This window comes from Paenibacillus sp. JJ-100 (genome assembly GCF_948329825.1).
Classification (GTDB): Bacteria; Bacillota; Bacilli; order Paenibacillales; family Paenibacillaceae; genus Paenibacillus.
Map to the genome: position 1 here is coordinate 513,095 of NZ_CAOJCM010000003.1, position 16,901 is coordinate 529,995.

15 protein-coding genes are annotated in these 16,901 nt (G+C 48.4%); 10 read left to right on the forward strand and 5 right to left on the reverse strand.

Annotation, left to right across the window (positions count from 1 at the left end):
• Nucleotides 1-7: 7 nt before the first annotated feature.
• The 5 genes from PQG66_RS15305 to PQG66_RS15325 all read right to left on the reverse strand — a co-directional run bounded on the left by PQG66_RS15305 (nucleotide 8) and on the right by PQG66_RS15325 (nucleotide 4,067).
• Nucleotides 8-952, reverse strand: coding sequence for a TetR/AcrR family transcriptional regulator (locus PQG66_RS15305; RefSeq protein WP_272038588.1), 945 nt, complete (start codon nucleotides 950-952; stop codon nucleotides 8-10).
• Between the two features lie 172 nt (nucleotides 953-1,124).
• The gene (locus tag PQG66_RS15310; protein ID WP_272038589.1) at nucleotides 1,125-1,439 is read right to left on the reverse strand and encodes a DMT family transporter; all 315 of its coding nucleotides are present in this window, start codon (nucleotides 1,437-1,439) and stop codon (nucleotides 1,125-1,127) included.
• The gene (locus PQG66_RS15315; protein WP_272038590.1) at nucleotides 1,439-1,795 is read right to left on the reverse strand and encodes a DMT family transporter; all 357 of its coding nucleotides are present in this window, start codon (nucleotides 1,793-1,795) and stop codon (nucleotides 1,439-1,441) included. Before PQG66_RS15315 ends, PQG66_RS15310 begins: the two co-directional genes overlap by 1 nt.
• 5 nt (nucleotides 1,796-1,800) lie before the next feature.
• On the reverse strand, nucleotides 1,801-2,415 hold the full coding sequence (locus PQG66_RS15320; protein ID WP_272038591.1) for a TetR/AcrR family transcriptional regulator: 615 nt from the start codon (nucleotides 2,413-2,415) through the stop codon (nucleotides 1,801-1,803).
• A 155-nt stretch (nucleotides 2,416-2,570) separates the two neighbouring features.
• The gene (locus PQG66_RS15325) at nucleotides 2,571-4,067 is read right to left on the reverse strand and encodes a phospholipase D family protein (protein WP_272038592.1); all 1,497 of its coding nucleotides are present in this window, start codon (nucleotides 4,065-4,067) and stop codon (nucleotides 2,571-2,573) included.
• A 196-nt stretch (nucleotides 4,068-4,263) separates the two neighbouring features.
• Between PQG66_RS15325 and PQG66_RS15330 the strand changes: the two genes are divergently transcribed.
• From PQG66_RS15330 to PQG66_RS15375, 10 genes are all read left to right on the forward strand, one after another.
• Nucleotides 4,264-5,199 (forward strand): MerR family transcriptional regulator, encoded by a 936-nt coding sequence (locus PQG66_RS15330; RefSeq protein WP_272038593.1) that lies wholly within the window; start codon nucleotides 4,264-4,266, stop codon nucleotides 5,197-5,199.
• Nucleotides 5,200-5,555: 356 nt separating this feature from the next.
• Nucleotides 5,556-7,106, forward strand: coding sequence for a phytoene desaturase family protein (locus tag PQG66_RS15335; RefSeq protein ID WP_272038594.1), 1,551 nt, complete (start codon nucleotides 5,556-5,558; stop codon nucleotides 7,104-7,106).
• Entirely contained in the window at nucleotides 7,103-8,566 is a 1,464-nt protein-coding gene (locus tag PQG66_RS15340) for a phytoene desaturase family protein (RefSeq protein ID WP_272038595.1), read from the forward strand. The genes PQG66_RS15335 and PQG66_RS15340 overlap by 4 nt, the downstream gene beginning before the upstream one ends.
• Nucleotides 8,563-9,435 carry a phytoene/squalene synthase family protein gene (locus tag PQG66_RS15345; RefSeq protein ID WP_272038596.1) on the forward strand — a complete coding sequence of 291 codons (873 nt, stop codon included), beginning with the start codon at nucleotides 8,563-8,565 and terminating at the stop codon, nucleotides 9,433-9,435. The genes PQG66_RS15340 and PQG66_RS15345 overlap by 4 nt, the downstream gene beginning before the upstream one ends.
• Entirely contained in the window at nucleotides 9,435-10,202 is a 768-nt protein-coding gene (locus PQG66_RS15350; protein WP_272038597.1) for a carotenoid biosynthesis protein, read from the forward strand. The genes PQG66_RS15345 and PQG66_RS15350 overlap by 1 nt, the downstream gene beginning before the upstream one ends.
• On the forward strand, nucleotides 10,171-10,944 hold the full coding sequence (locus tag PQG66_RS15355; protein WP_272038598.1) for a lysophospholipid acyltransferase family protein: 774 nt from the start codon (nucleotides 10,171-10,173) through the stop codon (nucleotides 10,942-10,944). The genes PQG66_RS15350 and PQG66_RS15355 overlap by 32 nt, the downstream gene beginning before the upstream one ends.
• Nucleotide 10,945: 1 nt before the next feature.
• Nucleotides 10,946-12,106, forward strand: a complete 1,161-nt coding sequence (locus tag PQG66_RS15360) for a glycosyltransferase (protein WP_272038599.1) — start codon at nucleotides 10,946-10,948, stop codon at nucleotides 12,104-12,106.
• The gene (locus tag PQG66_RS15365; protein WP_272038600.1) at nucleotides 12,106-13,671 is read left to right on the forward strand and encodes a phytoene desaturase family protein; all 1,566 of its coding nucleotides are present in this window, start codon (nucleotides 12,106-12,108) and stop codon (nucleotides 13,669-13,671) included. Before PQG66_RS15360 ends, PQG66_RS15365 begins: the two co-directional genes overlap by 1 nt.
• Before the next feature lie 359 nt (nucleotides 13,672-14,030).
• The gene (fni, locus tag PQG66_RS15370; RefSeq protein ID WP_272038601.1) at nucleotides 14,031-15,098 is read left to right on the forward strand and encodes a type 2 isopentenyl-diphosphate Delta-isomerase; all 1,068 of its coding nucleotides are present in this window, start codon (nucleotides 14,031-14,033) and stop codon (nucleotides 15,096-15,098) included.
• A 256-nt stretch (nucleotides 15,099-15,354) separates the two neighbouring features.
• Entirely contained in the window at nucleotides 15,355-16,686 is a 1,332-nt protein-coding gene (locus tag PQG66_RS15375) for a transcriptional regulator (RefSeq protein WP_272038602.1), read from the forward strand.
• The last annotated feature ends 215 nt before the right edge of the window (nucleotides 16,687-16,901 follow it).

Consider the following 16,901-nt stretch of genomic DNA (forward strand, 5'->3'; position numbering starts at 1 on the left):
CTCCTGTTTATGTGTGTGATGAGTCAGCTTGGATAAACCGATTGTGAATGGTATCCATAATGTGCTGAAGCTCGGAGTGCAAAGGTTCAAGGAGGGGTATATCCTCCAGGTTTCGCATCATACCGAGAATAATTGCGCGTCTTGGTGAAAATTCCATAATCTCCTGCCTTAGTATGGCAATGGTCTCGAGTACATCATTTCTTGTCTGGCCGGAAGGTAATTCACGAGAGGCGATCTCCTGCATCTGTTTCAAAATATGGGCGGGGTGTCGCAGCATGGCTGTATCCAGCTGAGGATCTGATATCCAGGCAGGCCATTGTTCCAGTGGAATCAAAGGTACGGGTCGATGTTTGAGACAGCCCTGTGCTGTATAATCCATCGTTTGCAGGAGGTTGGTAGCCATCTTACTAACTGTAAGGTTAGGCATCTCGGTAAACCATATTTTGACATAAGACAGAAGGAGCCCATGTGTCATCAAGATGAGATCTATCGTATAGGGTTCAATCTCTGGGCCGTAAAGATCCTCTAGTTTCTTTTTGAACCAATGCAACGTACGAATTTCAATATCTCTCTGCTGAGGTGTGCGTTGCTCATTGCGCTGTGACTCATCCTCCATCATGCTGCGCAGTTGGACGCGTAGAAATTCTTTCAGTTCCGAAACGTGTTTCAGGAGCGCCTCAAACTGTTTATGTAGCCGTTCTCTGGAGGTCAGGCCATTTTCATGCTCGATCTGAGACATTTTGTCCATAAGAATGTACACGCAGTACTCCAGAGTGCTGGCTTCCAGCTCTTCTTTGGATTTGAACATCAGATACAAGCTACCTTTGGACATCCCGCATAACTCGGCAATTTCCTGCATGGAGGTAGCAGCGCTGCCTTTGGCTGAGAACAGCTTAAGCGCTGTAACGATGACCAGTTTTCTTTTTTCGTTCATCCCATGAATCGGGTTCATTAAGAGTACGTTCACCTCGCTGGGAACTCATGAGTTCTTGAATTGACTTGATAGTCAAGCTAAGTATAAACGATATGAGTAACGAAATACAAATGGCAGGTAAATGGGAAAATAAAAAAGACGACTTCCACATTGAAGTCGCCTTTCTGTAAGCTGAGAGCCCTCATTTTTATTACGTAATGATCTTCAGTCCCACGGCTGCCACCAGAATCATGGCGATAAATAACAGCCGCTTCGCTTCTTTTCGTTCACCAAACAGAAGCATTCCTGTCACCGTACTGCCCACCGTACCAATTCCTGTCCAGACCGCATAGGCTGTACCCATAGGAATGGAAGTCATGGCATAGGATAACAGTGAAAAGCTGACTGCAAACGATACCACCATCAGAACAATATAAGGCCACCCCTTGCGAGTCGAAGCCCCGTTAATGCCAATAACCCCGAAAATTTCACAGATTCCTGCACCTACAATCGCGAGCCAAGCCATTAGACGGCACCTCCTTTAACTGGGGTATCCTGATTTTCCTGCTGATCTGTAACGAGCTTCAATCCAATAACACCGCAGAGCAATAGTCCAATCAACAGCATTTTAGCTAAACGGAACGGCTCACCAAACAGCAGCATTTCGGTCAAAACTGTACCGGCTGTGCCGATACCTGTAAACACGGCGTAGACCGTACCTACAGGCAGTCGTTTGGCAGCAGCAATAATCAAACCAAAGCTGATGATAATGGCGATTCCTGTACCTATCCATTCCCAAGCATTCGAAGAATGTTTCAGGCCACTGACCCAGACAATCTCGATAATGCCTCCAGCAAAAACGTATAACCAATTTCGGTTCATGATGCTTAATCTCCTTCTGGCACAATAGGGTGTGCCTTTTCATTCAAGCTGTGAATACCATTCCAAAACACAGGCCAGGCAGCATCCATTCGCCTCTTATACCTGCGTGAGCTTCCATAGATAATTTCAACCGTAATGCCATCGAGAAATGTCATAAAAGCAATGGCAACCTGCTCGGCAGGAACAGGTGGAACATCGCCTTCGCGAATGGCTCGCTGCAACAGTCTGGTCAATGCACGCTCCATGCCGTCCAGAAATGGATACACTAAATCCATCACCTGACTGTACAGCTCAGGCGGCGGATAATAACAATTGCGGAGCATGAGTCTGGCAGAGGCGTGATCTTGGTACTCCTGCTCAAACCAAGCCAAAAGCCCTTGAAGACGCTCTTCCAGTGGTAGGTGGGCATGATCGCGAAAATATTCCAATGTGTGCCGCTGCACTTCGTGAAAAGCATGAACCAGCGTGTGCATAAACAAATCTTCTTTGCCACTGAAGTGTGCATATATAGATGGTTTCTTGATCCCAACTTCATCAGCTATCGCTCTTAAAGAAGCCCCTTCATAGCCGTCTTTTGCAAAATGAAACAGGGCCGCATTCCGAATTGAATCAGCAGTCATCCAACTCACCTTCCTAACGGTCGTTAGGTGATATCTTTTCACGATTTACTTCATATGTCAAGAACAAAGATACATCCGCGGCACTTTACGTGTGCAAGCGGATGTATCAGGTTAATGGATATGTTGATGTAGTGGAACAAAAATCAATGTGCCGATCAGAAGGTAGTAAAGCCAAGAATTAACTGTAGCTTATACAGTATGCCTTTTAAAAATGTGGTCTTCTCCTGGAACTCTTCCAGATCCAATGTGAATTCCGCATCTTCATTCGTCCAAATACGCTTGAAATAATTCGCAACGTCAATCGTAAACGGATTGTCTGCCGGAGCTGCGACCCACACATTATTCTCCAGATTGTAATCATTGAGATTACGTGGAGTGAAGTTGGTGGAGCCGCCCAGAACCACATGATCCCCGGTAGCTTTGGCGATATACATCATCTTGGTATGGTATTGCTCTTTGGTGGTGTTGTACCACCTAATCTTAATTTTGCCGTTCGATTTATCATGCAGTTCAGCCGCGACAGGACGATTCGGGATACCGATCTTCTCCTGACCAAATGCATTCTCATTAGGATCAAGCACAAGCCGGATGTCGGTTCCTCGCTCAGAGGCCTCCAGCAACGCCTCCAGCACCTTAGGCGAAGCGAGGTAGAACATCCCCATCCATATCGTATCCCCTTGGCCCGCCTGTCGAAGGTCATTCAGCAGGGCATCATTGACTTTGCCTTCGGTCACATATCGAAGGCGAATAGGTCCATCATCGTTATTCGTATCCTCTGAAGGGGAGGACTGGGAAGATTCGGTATAAACGGGGAGCCGACCTCCGCCGGATATATCCACAACAGCTTGTTCCGATTTCAGGATATCCCCAATGATCGGGCCCGTAAACTCAAATCCAACGTTCGAATGATAGGCACTAGGATCATGAATGTTGCCTGATGACACGATGGCTTTTTTTTCGCTAGCAACCACCTTGCGGTGATTCGCTTTCACATTTAACAACTTCAGATAGGATCTCAGGGTAACATCCGGCCCATCTGTCGCCATCAGGTTAGGAATCCAGCCTTTTCCGGACTGACCGAACCACTGGAAAAATGTGCGCCAGACTGCTGAATACACCGGTGTCGAATCGCGCAGTGGATCATCATTCGTGATGACGACATGAATATTGGCCTGTTTCATCTGTTCCAGCAACGGATTCGGGGCGGAGTTATAGTTGGTGTTTATTTCGTCGGTAATGAACCAGATGTCGATATCAGGTTGTTTCATTTTTTTGGCTATGAGCGCATCGGTAAACTCCTGACTGACAGGTGGAAACTGTTGCCCCTTATGCTGGTAGTTGTTGAACAAAAACATGTCAACCAGGATAAATTGCTCGGCATCTTCCACGACCTGAAGCATCCGCTGGAAAATCTGCTGCTCGTGTTGCATTTGTCCATCGGAAGAAGGATAGGTGAGATCATGTAGGAACTGGACGTTCTGCACCCTGTATTCCGGGCTTTCATAGGAAATACCCGGTGGCAGCGGTTTATAGGTCTGATAGAGCATCACGGCGATGAGCCAGAAGATCAGAAGTACAACTGCTGTTCGTATGTATGGGAATTTGCTGCGAGAAGATGTGCGGTCAGAGTTATGGTGACGTAATGATACCAACGTGGTTCCCTCCTTCGATGCTTGCTGACGTTTATTACCACATGTGTTGCAATGTTGACGCAAAGACTGCTTTGATTGTGCATGATTAGCTGGGCGGGCAGTTCTGGAAATGCTTGAATCGACAGGTACAGAGGTGTAATGTATAATCAATGTATTATTTTTGTAGAACGTTTACGGAGAGAAAGTAGGTAATCACGTGTATTCCATTAAACAAGTCGCTACTATGCTGGGCATTCAGGCGGTCACGCTCCGGGCTTGGGAAAATCGGTATAATGCAGTGACCCCTGAGCGGACAGAATCGGGTTATCGCATGTACACGGAAGAGAATGTTGCGGATTTGCGCTGGTTGAAAGAACAGATCGATGATCATCAGACCAATATCTCTGAGGCAGTGCGTATGTTGAAGATTAGAAAAGAAAATGTGCATGACACTGCCTCGCCTGTGCCGATGGCTCCAACGGTACCTGTGGTGGAAGAAGCTTATACTCAGATGGCTGATCAGATCTACGACTCCCTCTATCATTTTCAAGGTGAGCGTGCGAATGGCTTGATTGACTTTGGATTCACCATGTACGGTTATGACAGCATGTTCTACCATGTGCTCGTGCCGATTCTGGTTCGGGTTGGAGATGCATGGGAAGAGGGGCGCGCAACAGTAGCGCAGGAGCACTTCATGACACAGTTAATCTCACAGCGATTTTATCAGTTTTTCCATCTGTTCCCGATCTATCCGCATCTTCCAAAAGTTCTGGCTCTCTGTCCGGAAGGGGAGCATCATCAGGTTGGTCTATTATTATTCTCACTATTTATGCGCAAAAACGGAGCTGAGGTGCTTTATCTCGGAGCTAATACGCCTGAAGAAGGTGTTTTTCCAATCCTTCGTGAACAGAAAATCAAACTGGTCTGTCTATCGGTAACCAATTCTGGACTTGTAAACACTTGTGATCAGTTAATCAGCAAAATTCGGGACGAGTTCCCTCATATTCGTTTTGTTCTTGGTGGTAAAGGGTTCGAACGCGCCAAGAATGCTCGTTACCCAGAGTGGATTATGCCGGAAGATTCGTCAGATTGGCAGTCATGGTTTGAGCGGGAGTACTTTACCGATCATCGATCGTCAGGAACGAGGCAGTGAGTAGTCTGCATTCCAGCATAATTTGTAGCCAAGATAATAGTTTTATATAAAAGACATCCTTTAAGTGAAGATCAAAGGATGTCTTTTTGATTCAAAATAAAAGGGTTACGGGGGGGTGATTGACCTAGTGTATGTATGATTGGATAGGGGCGATTCCTAGATCGATCAGAAAATAAGTTATAAAGTGACAATTAATTTGACCCGTCGGTCATTTTATGTTTTACTTGTTGTATAACATTTGTATTGCATTTGTATAATGTTTTTCGATTTATCCGCTTAAAGTGTTTCAATGCGGTTTAATAATAGTTTAGGGGATTGAGAACTGGAGATATTCCTTACATAGAAAGGTGAGTGGCATGATACCGAATCAACAACGAAAACGTGCAGCCGTTATTGGCGCAGGTCCAGGAGGACTTGCAGCAGCCATGTTACTGTCCGGTCAGGGATATGAAGTGGATGTGTATGAGAAACAGCCGGCTATTGGAGGACGCTCTGCCCGTCTGGAGCTTGGTGAATACAAGTTTGACCGCGGGGCTACTTTTTTGATGATGCCTCAGTTAATTGAAGAGATGTTTGATGTGGTCGGACGCAAGCTGTCGGATTATGTAGATATGAAAGAACTGACCCCGCTGTACGCTTTGAATTTTGGAGACAAGGTATTCACGCCTTCACGTAATCGAGAAGATACAGCAGCACAGATCAAGGAACTGTTTCCTGGTAATGAAGAGAATTACCTGCGGTATATGCGAGACGAGGAAGTGAAGTTTGGCAAAGTCATGCCACTGCTCCGTCGTCCGTTTGGTAAGCTCACCGATTATCTGCGGAAAGATGCGATTACGGCACTGCCCAAACTCGATATCAATAACACGGTTTACGGCATCCTTTCCCGTTATTTCACCGATGAACGTCTGCGCTGGGCATTTACATTCCAATCCAAGTATCTGGGGATGTCCGCATGGGACTGTCCGGGAACCTTTACGATATTATCGTTTATCGAGCACCAGTATGGACTGTTTCACCCCGTTGGCGGCGTGAATCGTATTTTCCAGGCCATGGCTGATGTCGTTGAAGAATATGGCGGACGAATTCACACAAGTACACCTGTGAAACAGGTAATTGTTCGGAATGGTCGGGCTGAGGGTCTACTGCTTGAAAATGGAGAGCGAATTGAAGCTGACCATGTCGTGGTCAACGCCGATTTTGCTCATGCAGTGAACCATTTGTTTGAACCTGGTGTACTGAAGAAGTACACCCCTGAGAAGATGAAACGCAAAAAGTATTCCTGCTCCACAGCGATGTTGTATCTCGGTGTAGATGGGGAATTCGATCTGCCACATCACTCGATCTATTTTCCCGAAGACTACCGGGTGAACGTCGATGAGATTACGAAGCACAAAATATTATCCGCAGATCCATCTCTATATGTTCATAACCCATCCAGACTCGATTCGACACTCGCACCTGCAGGGAAATCTGCACTTTATGTGCTGATGCCTACTCCAAACCTTACGGGAGACATTGACTGGGAGGCTGAACGGGCGAAGGTTCAGGAAACGATGTTGAAGCGGCTTGAAGCTATTCCAGAGCTGGCTGATATCCGCGGCCGGATTGAAGAATGCATGATGTTTACCCCGCTGGATTGGCAGAATGAGCTGGATGTCTACCACGGGGCAACGTTCAACATGGCTCATAACTTGGGTCAGATGATGTATCTCAGACCGCACAATCAATTTGAGGAATTGGAACGGGTCTGGTTGGTAGGCGGAGGGACACATCCGGGCAGCGGTTTGCCGACCATTTTTGAATCAGCACGCATCAGTGTCAGACTAATTCAGGAAGAGGATGCAAGAAAGCGTACCAAGCCATCTTCTTATGTGAAGACAGTGGAAGCAGGAGGGCACTCATGAAGCGGGTAGGTATTGTCGGCGCAGGGATCGGAGGACTTACTTCAGCTCTGCTGCTGAACCGTCAGGGATGGGATGTTACGGTGTATGAACGAGGCTCTCGTGTAGGGGGGCGGATTGCTTTTGAACAGGAAGGCGATTACCGAATTGATCAGGGGCCCACGATTGTGCTTCTGCCGGAGATGTTGCTAGGCATTCTGGAAGAGGCTGGTGTAGATCGTTCCAAGGTCGAACTGCTGCGCTGTGACCCGTTATATCGCGTGCATTATCACAGCGAACGTGTCATGTCGAAGAAAACAGACCGGGAGGAGCAGGCAACAGAGATAGAGCGTTTGTTCCCAGGAGAAGGCCGGAGCTTCACCAGATTTATGAAAGATATGGATACGTTGTTCCCCGCAGGACGGGCAGCATTCCTGGAGCAGATGTTTCCGCGCAAAAGGGATTTTTTCACCCCGTCACTCATGTCACTCATGGGCAGGTTGCGTGCACACAAGAGTGTGCGGAAAGCTGTAGGGGATTATTTTGAACATGAAGAGTTACTAGACGCTTATTCGTTGCAAAGTTTGTATATCGGTGGATCCCCCTTTGGTACGCCGGGCATTTATTCTTTGCTTCCTTATGCCGAGCACGAATATGGCATCTGGATGGTGAAGGGCGGTTATGCGGCTTTGCCTGCTATTCTGGAGCAGGAGTTGCTCTCACGTGGCGGTAAGATCAAGCTGGAGACCGAAGTGACCGGACTAACGATCCGCAACGGGATATGCCAAGGGATCGAAACAGCTGAAGGCATAGAACAGTTCGATGCTGTAATCTATAACGGGGATTTTCCACACTTAAGTGGGCTGATGAACCAAGTGCCAGAAGCTCCTGTCAAACGCAAACCGTATCGTCCGTCATCGGGTTGTGTGCTGATCTACACCGGAGTCGACAAAAGATGGGAAGATGCCACAACGCATCAATTCTTCCTGCCGCCAAGTCTGGATGGTAGTTTACGTGAAGTATTCAACCAGCGCCAGATTCCGGTGAAGTCTTCATTTTACGTCTTTAATCCGGTTGCGGTAGACGAAACAGCTGCACCTCCCGGACAAAGTGTATTGTATTTTCTCATCCCGGTACCGGATGCGGAAGGCTTGCACTGGGAACAAGAGAGCGAGACACTGGCGGAACGTGTGCTGGAGGAGGCAGAGCAGCGAGGATTCCCTGGACTTCGGGCAGCCATAGAGTGGAAAAAGGTACGCACACCTGCTGACGCAGCACGTGATGGTCTTTACTGCGGAGGAAGCTTCGGCATCGCACCTGTCCTGTTTCAATCAGGAGTGTATCGACCGCAGCCCAAGCCGTTTCCGAAGATACAAGGGTTATACGCCGCCGGAGCATCGGTGCATCCAGGAGGCGGAGTACCCATCGTCATGCAAGGCGCAAGGATGGCGGTCAATCAACTCATGAAGGAGATGGGGAAATGAATGAAGCGATTTTGAGTAGATGTGAAGAGTTGATGCAAAAAGGTTCCTCGTCTTTTTATCAGGCATTCAAAGGGCTGCCAAGTCCGCGCCGTGAGGCTGTATATGTAATCTATGCTTTTTGCCGGATGATAGATGATAGTATGGACGAACCAGAGCAATCAACATATACGATTCATGAAATTCATGATTTGTTTGAACGCTTGGAAGAAGCGGAGGGACATTTCATCTGGCCAGCACTGAGATGGCTGTTTAGCAGCTTTCCTCATCTGGACAAAGGCCCTTTTTTTCGTCAGATGGAAGGACAATTAACGGATCTTGAAGTGACACACTACACAACGATGGAACAACTGGAACATTATTGTTATCTGGTTGCTGGTACGGTAGGGGAGATGTTGCTGCCTGTGCTCCGTAACGATAATGGCGCAGAAGTAGCCATGAACGGGATTGCACTGGGTAAAGGTATGCAAATCGTAAACATCATTCGTGACATCGGCGAGGACCGTGCAAGAATGCGTCGCTATGTGCCGCTGGAGATCATGGAGAAACACGGATACTCCGAACAGGATTGGAAAGACGGCGTTGTGGATGATCGATTTATTGCCATTATCCATGATTTGAAGGATGCAGCGCTGAATTGGTTCCGCATTGGTATGGATCGTCTGGATACATACCCCGAGGAGAGTGCGTTTGCCATTGAGCTTGCGGCTGCTTTCTACTCGAACATTCTGAATGCGGTGGAGCGTAACAACTATGATGTATATACGCAACGTGCATATGTCAGCGATGAATCGAAACTGGAGATGCTGGGTGCAATTGTGAAACGTTATCCGATGCTCGCCTATCAAGCTTCCCGAATGGCGGTATCCTGATGGTTCAGTGGGTGTACTGGATTTGGTACGCCATTGGTGCTACCTTGATGCTTACCATCGGCGTCCCAGAGGTGTTATCTTTTTCGAATGGATTTTTTCTTATATTTTACGCGCTTTATGTGCTTGACCTGATATATCAGCAACATCACCGATCTGACCTGTCCGACCAGTCAGTCAAATGGTTGCGTCCCGGTCTCTGGATATCGTCGTTCATCATCTGGCTAGGGGGCATGGGTGTGGAATGGATCGGTGTACATACACACTGGCCTTTTGGCGAGTATGCTTATTCCGACTTTTTCGGTATTCATCTCTTTAGCGTTCCAGTGACACTTGGATTCGCATGGATTGCCGTTGTTGGTAACTCGGCCCTGATTAGTGGCGGTGGATCGACTTGGGGAGGGAAGCTTGTACGTGCACTCAAGACGGGATTCTGGGCGATTGTACTGGATTTCGTGCTTGATCCGGTTGCTCATGCAAGAGGGTTCTGGGAATGGCAGGCGCCAGGCGGGTTCTACGGTGTTCCGTGGACCAACTATATCAGCTGGTTCATTATGGGAGCGTTTCTGTCTCTCTTTTTACCTGCGATGCCGAAGGATCGACGTTCTTTGCTCCGGGCGAAATGGCTGTACCAGCTCTTTATTCTTCTGTTTGGCCTGCTTGCGCTAAAAGAAGGCATCACGGGCAGCTTCATCATTGCTATTGTGGGTGTGCTGCTTGCGGAGGGGAGCTGGCTGTGTGATCCGCGCCGTAAAATCCAAAGCGTTTGAACGCGTATTCTCCCTGTACAATCATTATTATCTTCTGCGCAGGCGTTTTCGTTCGTTCACACTCTCAGGCTCACTTGATCCGAAGATGATGGATGGTAATGGCGGAGGTAAGATGCTGCCCATGGCACCAGATCAGCCCGTCGTTTATTTCATGAACCACAGCTCGTGGTGGGATGGTCTGTTGCTCTACCATGCAGCGAAGCAAACTTCACGCGGGGATCATTATGTGATGATGGAGGAGCGACAGCTTCGGCAATATGCTTTTTTTCGCAAACTCGGAGCCTACTCGATCAACAAGGACAGTGCCTCTGGTGTGCGGACATCCTTACAATATTCTAGTGAACTGCTGGCTGCTGGCAAAAGGGTCTGGATTTTCCCGCAAGGTGAAATTCTGCATCAGGAGGCTCGGCCGATTCAGTTTCGTCCTGGCATTGGATTAGTTCTTCGCCGTTCTCCGCAGACCATTGCCGTACCGGTTACGCTATGTCATGGCATGGTTCAGCATGATCTGCCGGAAATTTCTATGCAGGCGGGGCCGCCTGTTGTACAAGATTGGAAAGCGTTGAGGAGTGAAGAGATTGCTCAGCAGTTGGGGCAGGTGCTGGAACAGCAACTGGATGAACATCGGGCAGAGCTGATTCGGCTCGGGCAGGGAAGCTTGCCGGATGCATGGCCCCTGATTCGCGGCGCGCGTTCCACCAGTGAAAAATATGATCAGGCACGAAAGCGGGTGAACCGGTAACATGAGTGGGAGTGTGAATACATCTGAATGGCTGTGGATGTGTCTGGTTGGAGGGCTGCTTGTGCAATGGCTGTTTGCGATGTGGAATGCGGCTTGTCTGCCTAGAGTACGCTCATTCGGTAAAGGTAACATCGTGCCGCCCGATCAGCTTGTTTCGGTGCTCATTCCAGCAAGAAATGAACGAATACATATTGAAGATTGCCTGGAAAGTGTGCTTGCCAGCAACACGGAAGGGTTCCGCATGGAAGTGCTGGTGCTGGACGACCGTTCTGAAGATGAGACGGCTGCCTTGGTTCAGGCCATAGCTGCACGTGATTCTCGTGTGCGGTTGCTGCATGGTACCGATCTGCCAGAAGGCTGGATGGGTAAATCTCATGCCTGCCACCGATTGGTGCAGGAAGCACAAGGGGACTGGTTTATGTTCGTGGATGCAGATGTTCGCGTGAAGCCGGATGCCATACGACAGACTCTTGCTGCCGGGTGCTCGCAAGGCGGCGGTCTGGTGACCGGCTTCCCGTATCAGGTCGCGAAGACCTGGATGGAGAAGCTGGTTGTACCTATGATGATGTTTACGATCATCAGTCATCTGCCTATTTTTATGATACGCAGGTCATCCAGTCCGATGTTTGTCACCGCTACGGGGGCTTTTTTGCTTGTTCATCGAACAAGTTATGAAGCATCTGGAGGACATGCGGCAATTCAAGGGCATCTGGTGGACGACATGAGTCTTGCCAAAGCGGTGAAACGTGCCGGTCATCCCGTGATGCTGGCAGATGTACATGATGTGACGAGTACGCGGATGTATCAGAACGGTGCAGAGGTATGGAACGGGTATAAGAAAAACATGTACGAAGGCATGGGACGGAGAGACGGACTGTTGGTTGGAACCATGTTGATGTACTTCATCCTGTATATTGTACCGCCGCTAGGTCTGGTTGCCGGGCTACTAACGGGTAATGACACCTTCATGCTGTATGGTTTCATGGGGACGTTGCTGGGTATGGCTGTAAAACGAGTATCCGATCATGTCGGAGGTCAGCCGTGGTGGCTTGCTCTTTTTCAACCGATCAGCATGGCATGTGTTATTGCTATTGGACTCGCGTCATGGCAAGCGGGGCGATTCGGTAAAGGATACGTATGGAAAGGCAGGCGGTATAGCTGATGCTGGATGGACAAGGGTATGGTAAAGGTGAAGGCACAGAGGCAGATAAAGCCACAGAGAAAGCGAAAGCTTCAAGCGGAAGCTTGAAACAGGATGTCATCATCATTGGGGCTGGCTTTGGTGGTTTGTCCTGTGCGATCCGTCTAGCCACTGCTGGTTTGCGTGTGACCGTTCTGGAGCGGCAGGAGCATGTGGGTGGCAAATTGCAACAGATTGAGCAGGGTGGATACCATTTTGACCGCGGTCCGAGCACAATTACGATGCCGGATGCGTTTCGCTCCGTGTTTGATCATGCAGGTGCGGTGATGGAGAACTATGTGCAGTTGTATGAGCTGGAGCCTCGCACACGTAATATATTTGCTGATGGTACCGTGGTCGATCTGTCGAGGAACCGCGTCTGGATGAAAGAGCAGATTGCAGCATACAGTCCGCAGGATGCATCTCGTTATGATGCGTTTATGGATGAATCTGCTGCGCTGTATGCGGAGGCCAATCGCCATTTTCTTGGCAAGCTGCTGCTGAACCCCTCGGATAAATACAATCTCCAAATGCTGCGCAGTCTGCTTCGGGTGCGGCCTACAGTCAAACTAGATAAGTTGCTGCGCAGGTATTTCGATCACCCGCATACCCTCGCGATGTTCGGACGGTATGCCACCTATGTGGGATCATCACCGTATCTGTCTCCCTCCATATTTGCCATGATGGGCCATGTAGAAGCAGAAGTGGGCATCTACGGGGTCAAAGGTGGAACGTATCAGCTTATTGAAGGCATGACCCGGCTTGCACAGGAAAAAGGGGTACGAATCCAGACGGGGGTAGAGGTGCACCAGATCGTAGTTCGCCAAGGCAAAGTGGCGGGCGTGGATACAGATCAGGGATTCATGCAAGCGGCGCAGGTCGTGGCTAACGGAGATGTGCTCAGTGTCAATCGTCTGCTGCTCGCGCCGGAGCATCGGAAACGCATGAGTGATTCACGGATTGCAAAATATGAACCGTCGATATCAGGCTTCGTTACCTTGGCTGGAGTACGCAGACACTATGATCAGCTGCTGCACCATACCGTCTTTTTCCCGGAGCAATATGAACCGGAGTTTGATGACATTTTCCGTGACCGCAAGATGCCTGCCGATCCAACGATCTACATCTGTTACTCGGGTTATTCAGAAGCAGGTATGGCTCCTGCGGGAGCTAGCAATCTGTTCATTCTGGTGAATGCCCCGTATTTGTCGGATGCGTGGAACTGGGAGGAGCAGCAGAGTCGTTATGGAGAACGGGTACTGGAACAATTGGAGGCACGCGGCATTGGTGGCTTGAAACAATCGGATGTACTTATTCGTTATACACCCCAACATATCGAACGGGACACGCTCGCTCATCAAGGGTCGATCTATGGCATCTCATCCAACTCGGTGAAACAGACCTTCATGCGTCCAGGCAATCAGAGTCAAGACGTTCAGGGACTCTGGTACGTTGGCGGCACAACCCATCCTGGCGGTGGAACCCCGATTGTTACGCTGTCCGGTCAGCTTGTGGGTGAGCAGCTTGCGTCGGAGCTGGAGAAGTAAATAGGTGCTCCGAGACTCCAATGAGGTTATTATGAAGATCATTGGGTCTTGGGGCATTCTTTCATTAGGTGGAGAGGAACGGTATACTGGATAGAGTTGTCCAGTGATGGTGCACGGATGGGACACATTCAGTTATGACTTGTCTATAAGTCGAATGAATAAGTTGAGCGGTTAAAGACATTGAATGATTTATGTTGTATGTGTGAATGGCTAGAATGATGAATGATCGCGATTAGTCCATTACACCGCATTTACATAGAAACATGAGGTACGGAGCAACTCATAATAGGGTAGGGAGCGGATAGGAAATACGCAGGCGAGCCTACCCTGCACATCATTCTCACGTAGGAGGTCTCATCATGAACGAACAAGAGCGAGCCGGGAGACGGTTGCTACCCGAGGTGGCTACGGGAGAACGGAAGCTGGAGCATGTGCGCCTCTGTCTGGAGGAGAATGTGGCAGGAGAAGGCATAACGAGCGGACTGGAGAAATATGCGTTTCGGCATCACCCGCTCCCGGAGCTGGATTTTGAAGAGGTGCGTCTAGACACTTCGTTCCTTGGCAAAACAATGCGCACACCCCTGCTTATCAGTTCGATGACGGGTGGAAGCAAAACGACAGGCGCCATCAATGAGCGACTGGCACGGGTGGCGAACGCCCGAGGCTGGGCGCTCGGGGTGGGCTCGATCCGGGCTGCAGTGGAGCAGCCGGAACTCGCGAGCACATTTGATGTCCGCCGCTGGGCACCGGACATCCCGGTCATCGCGAACCTGGGCGCGGTTCAGCTGAACTATGGCTTCAGCACGGCTGATTTCCAACGTGCCGTGGAGATCGCCGGCGCGGATCTGCTCGTACTGCATCTGAACACGCTGCAGGAAGTATTTCAGCCGGAAGGTAATACGAACTTCAGCGGTCTGTATCAGCGGATTGAGAAATTGTGCCGTGAGCTGGAGGTGCCTGTCGGCGTTAAGGAAGTTGGCTTTGGCATCGATGGCGTGACAGCGCAGCGGCTGTATGAAGCAGGTGTATCATTCATCGATGTAGCTGGCGCTGGCGGTACAAGCTGGGTGCAGGTAGAGAAGTACCGCAACAACAATCCGGTACGCCGAGCGGCGGCGGAGGCCTTTGCCGACTGGGGCATCCCAACAGCGGAATGCATCCAGGATGTACGCGCATTGAACCCCGATGGGGCGCTGATTGGTAGCGGTGGACTGTACACCGGTGTGGACGCCGCCAAAGCGCTCGCGTTAGGTGCCGACCTTGCAGGCTTTGGCCGCTCGCTGCTCGAATCCGCAGTCACTTCCGACGAAGCGCTGTCGGATCGGTTAGAGCAGGTCGAGTTTGAGCTGAGAACCGTCATGTTTGGCATCGGCGCAGGCAGTGTTGCAAGTGTGAAGCAGACAGAGCGTTTGGTGGAGCGGCGGTAGGAGAGGTGCAGTTGAATCAGCGCCTGGTGGATTAAACGATAGAAATATTGAACATACTAAAATTCTTTTTTTTCATCAAACCTACTCAATTAATGGGTAGGTTTTGTTTTGTATATAATAGTAAAATATTGATGCTTATTACTAAAATATTGTATGATTTCATTGATCGAGCTTTATTTCTTGGGAAGGCGGTGTCCTTTTGAACGAACAAGCCACAATTCGTGACCATTTAGAACGGTATTTAAAAAGGAATAGGATGACCATTAATCGCTTCTCAGAAATTTCAGGTGTGAATTCCGGGACATTAAGTGGGACGTTGAAAGGAAATCGTCCGATCGGTTTGAATCAGCTGGATCGTATTACCGCTGGGATGGGCTTACCTGAGGGACATTTATATGATTTATACATAAACGAATATTTAGTAGGCTCAAACTTAGATTGGAGAAGGCTCAGGCCATTTCTGTATCGTTGTGCAGAGCTAGGTCATACCGCATACATGGAGATAGCCGTGAACGATGTGGTGGATAACCTTTCTTACGTACCTCTATTATTTGAATTGGCTGAACAGTTATATGACGAAGGGAAGCTGGAGGCATGTAAACCATTGTACAGCTGTGTTGCTGAAAGTGAGAAACTGCAGCATTCGGAACGTCTGGCTCTAAGCCAGTACCGTCTGTTTTCGATAGGACTATCTAATGACCAGGTGAATAATCTTACTTTAGCCACACGATTTGAACTATTTGTAGAACGTCTGGATGAGCAGTATCAATTCGATGCACTGAATGACCTGATCAATGTGTATGCATCTTTGCGTCGCTGGGACAAAGTGAAACAATTTGCTGACCAGTTACAGATCAAAGCATTCGTCCAATATGATGCCAAGAAAACATTGAGACAAGTTGAGATTAAAACCAAAAAGAAGATTATATTTTATGCCTTGTATTCGTATCTTGCTCTTTCCGAGGTCAGTTATCAGTATGGGAAGTATGAAGAAACGCTTCAGTATGTAGCTAAATACGCTGACTATAGCTGGATCAAAGATCCTACCGAAGAGGAAAAGATGGTGATTCTTCAGTTTCAGGATTGGTCAGAAGGGAATTATTACTATTTTAGATTGTTGTCAGGTGAGACCGATTTGATTCAAGATTATTTAAAGTACATCTCGGACCGAAAAAAAGAGATATTTCCTGCACTTTGTGCAATTGTGACCGCAGCGAATCGATATAATTTCAATATTGATGCCGTTCTTGAACAGTACCGGTCTCATCTCGTTTACGAGGAACAGAGCAGTCGCATTGGAAAGGTGAGCAAGCAATACACCAATGATCAATATGGTATTTTGTTGGCAGGACTAGGCACGTACTATTTGAGAAATAACGATTATGACAAAGGCGTAGATTACATTCGTAGAGGTATGGAATTTGCGATAGAAAACATGAATAAAGATGGTCTTCTGGATTGTTTGGGACTGTTTGATGATCTGCAGTACTGTGTAACTGGACGGGGAGATAAGCCAAGTGCAGAACAGCTTATTGAGAAGATTCAGAGACTATACAGTCAAGAGCAGTCAAATTATAAAAAAAGTTAGGGTTAGAAGTCAGTATCCTGATGGGTGTATAGACAAAATGCTAGACCAATTGGTGGGAAAGAGGTTCGTCTGCTTTACCCTGAAGCATCCTTATATTTGAAATTCCTTCGACAGACAATCTTTACAGCGTTGTTTAAGAAGGTGTTTCGGATAAGGGTGTTTTTTGCTATTTCCTCTGTTGGGGTTTATTTGAATTTCTGTTAATTAGCAGGATG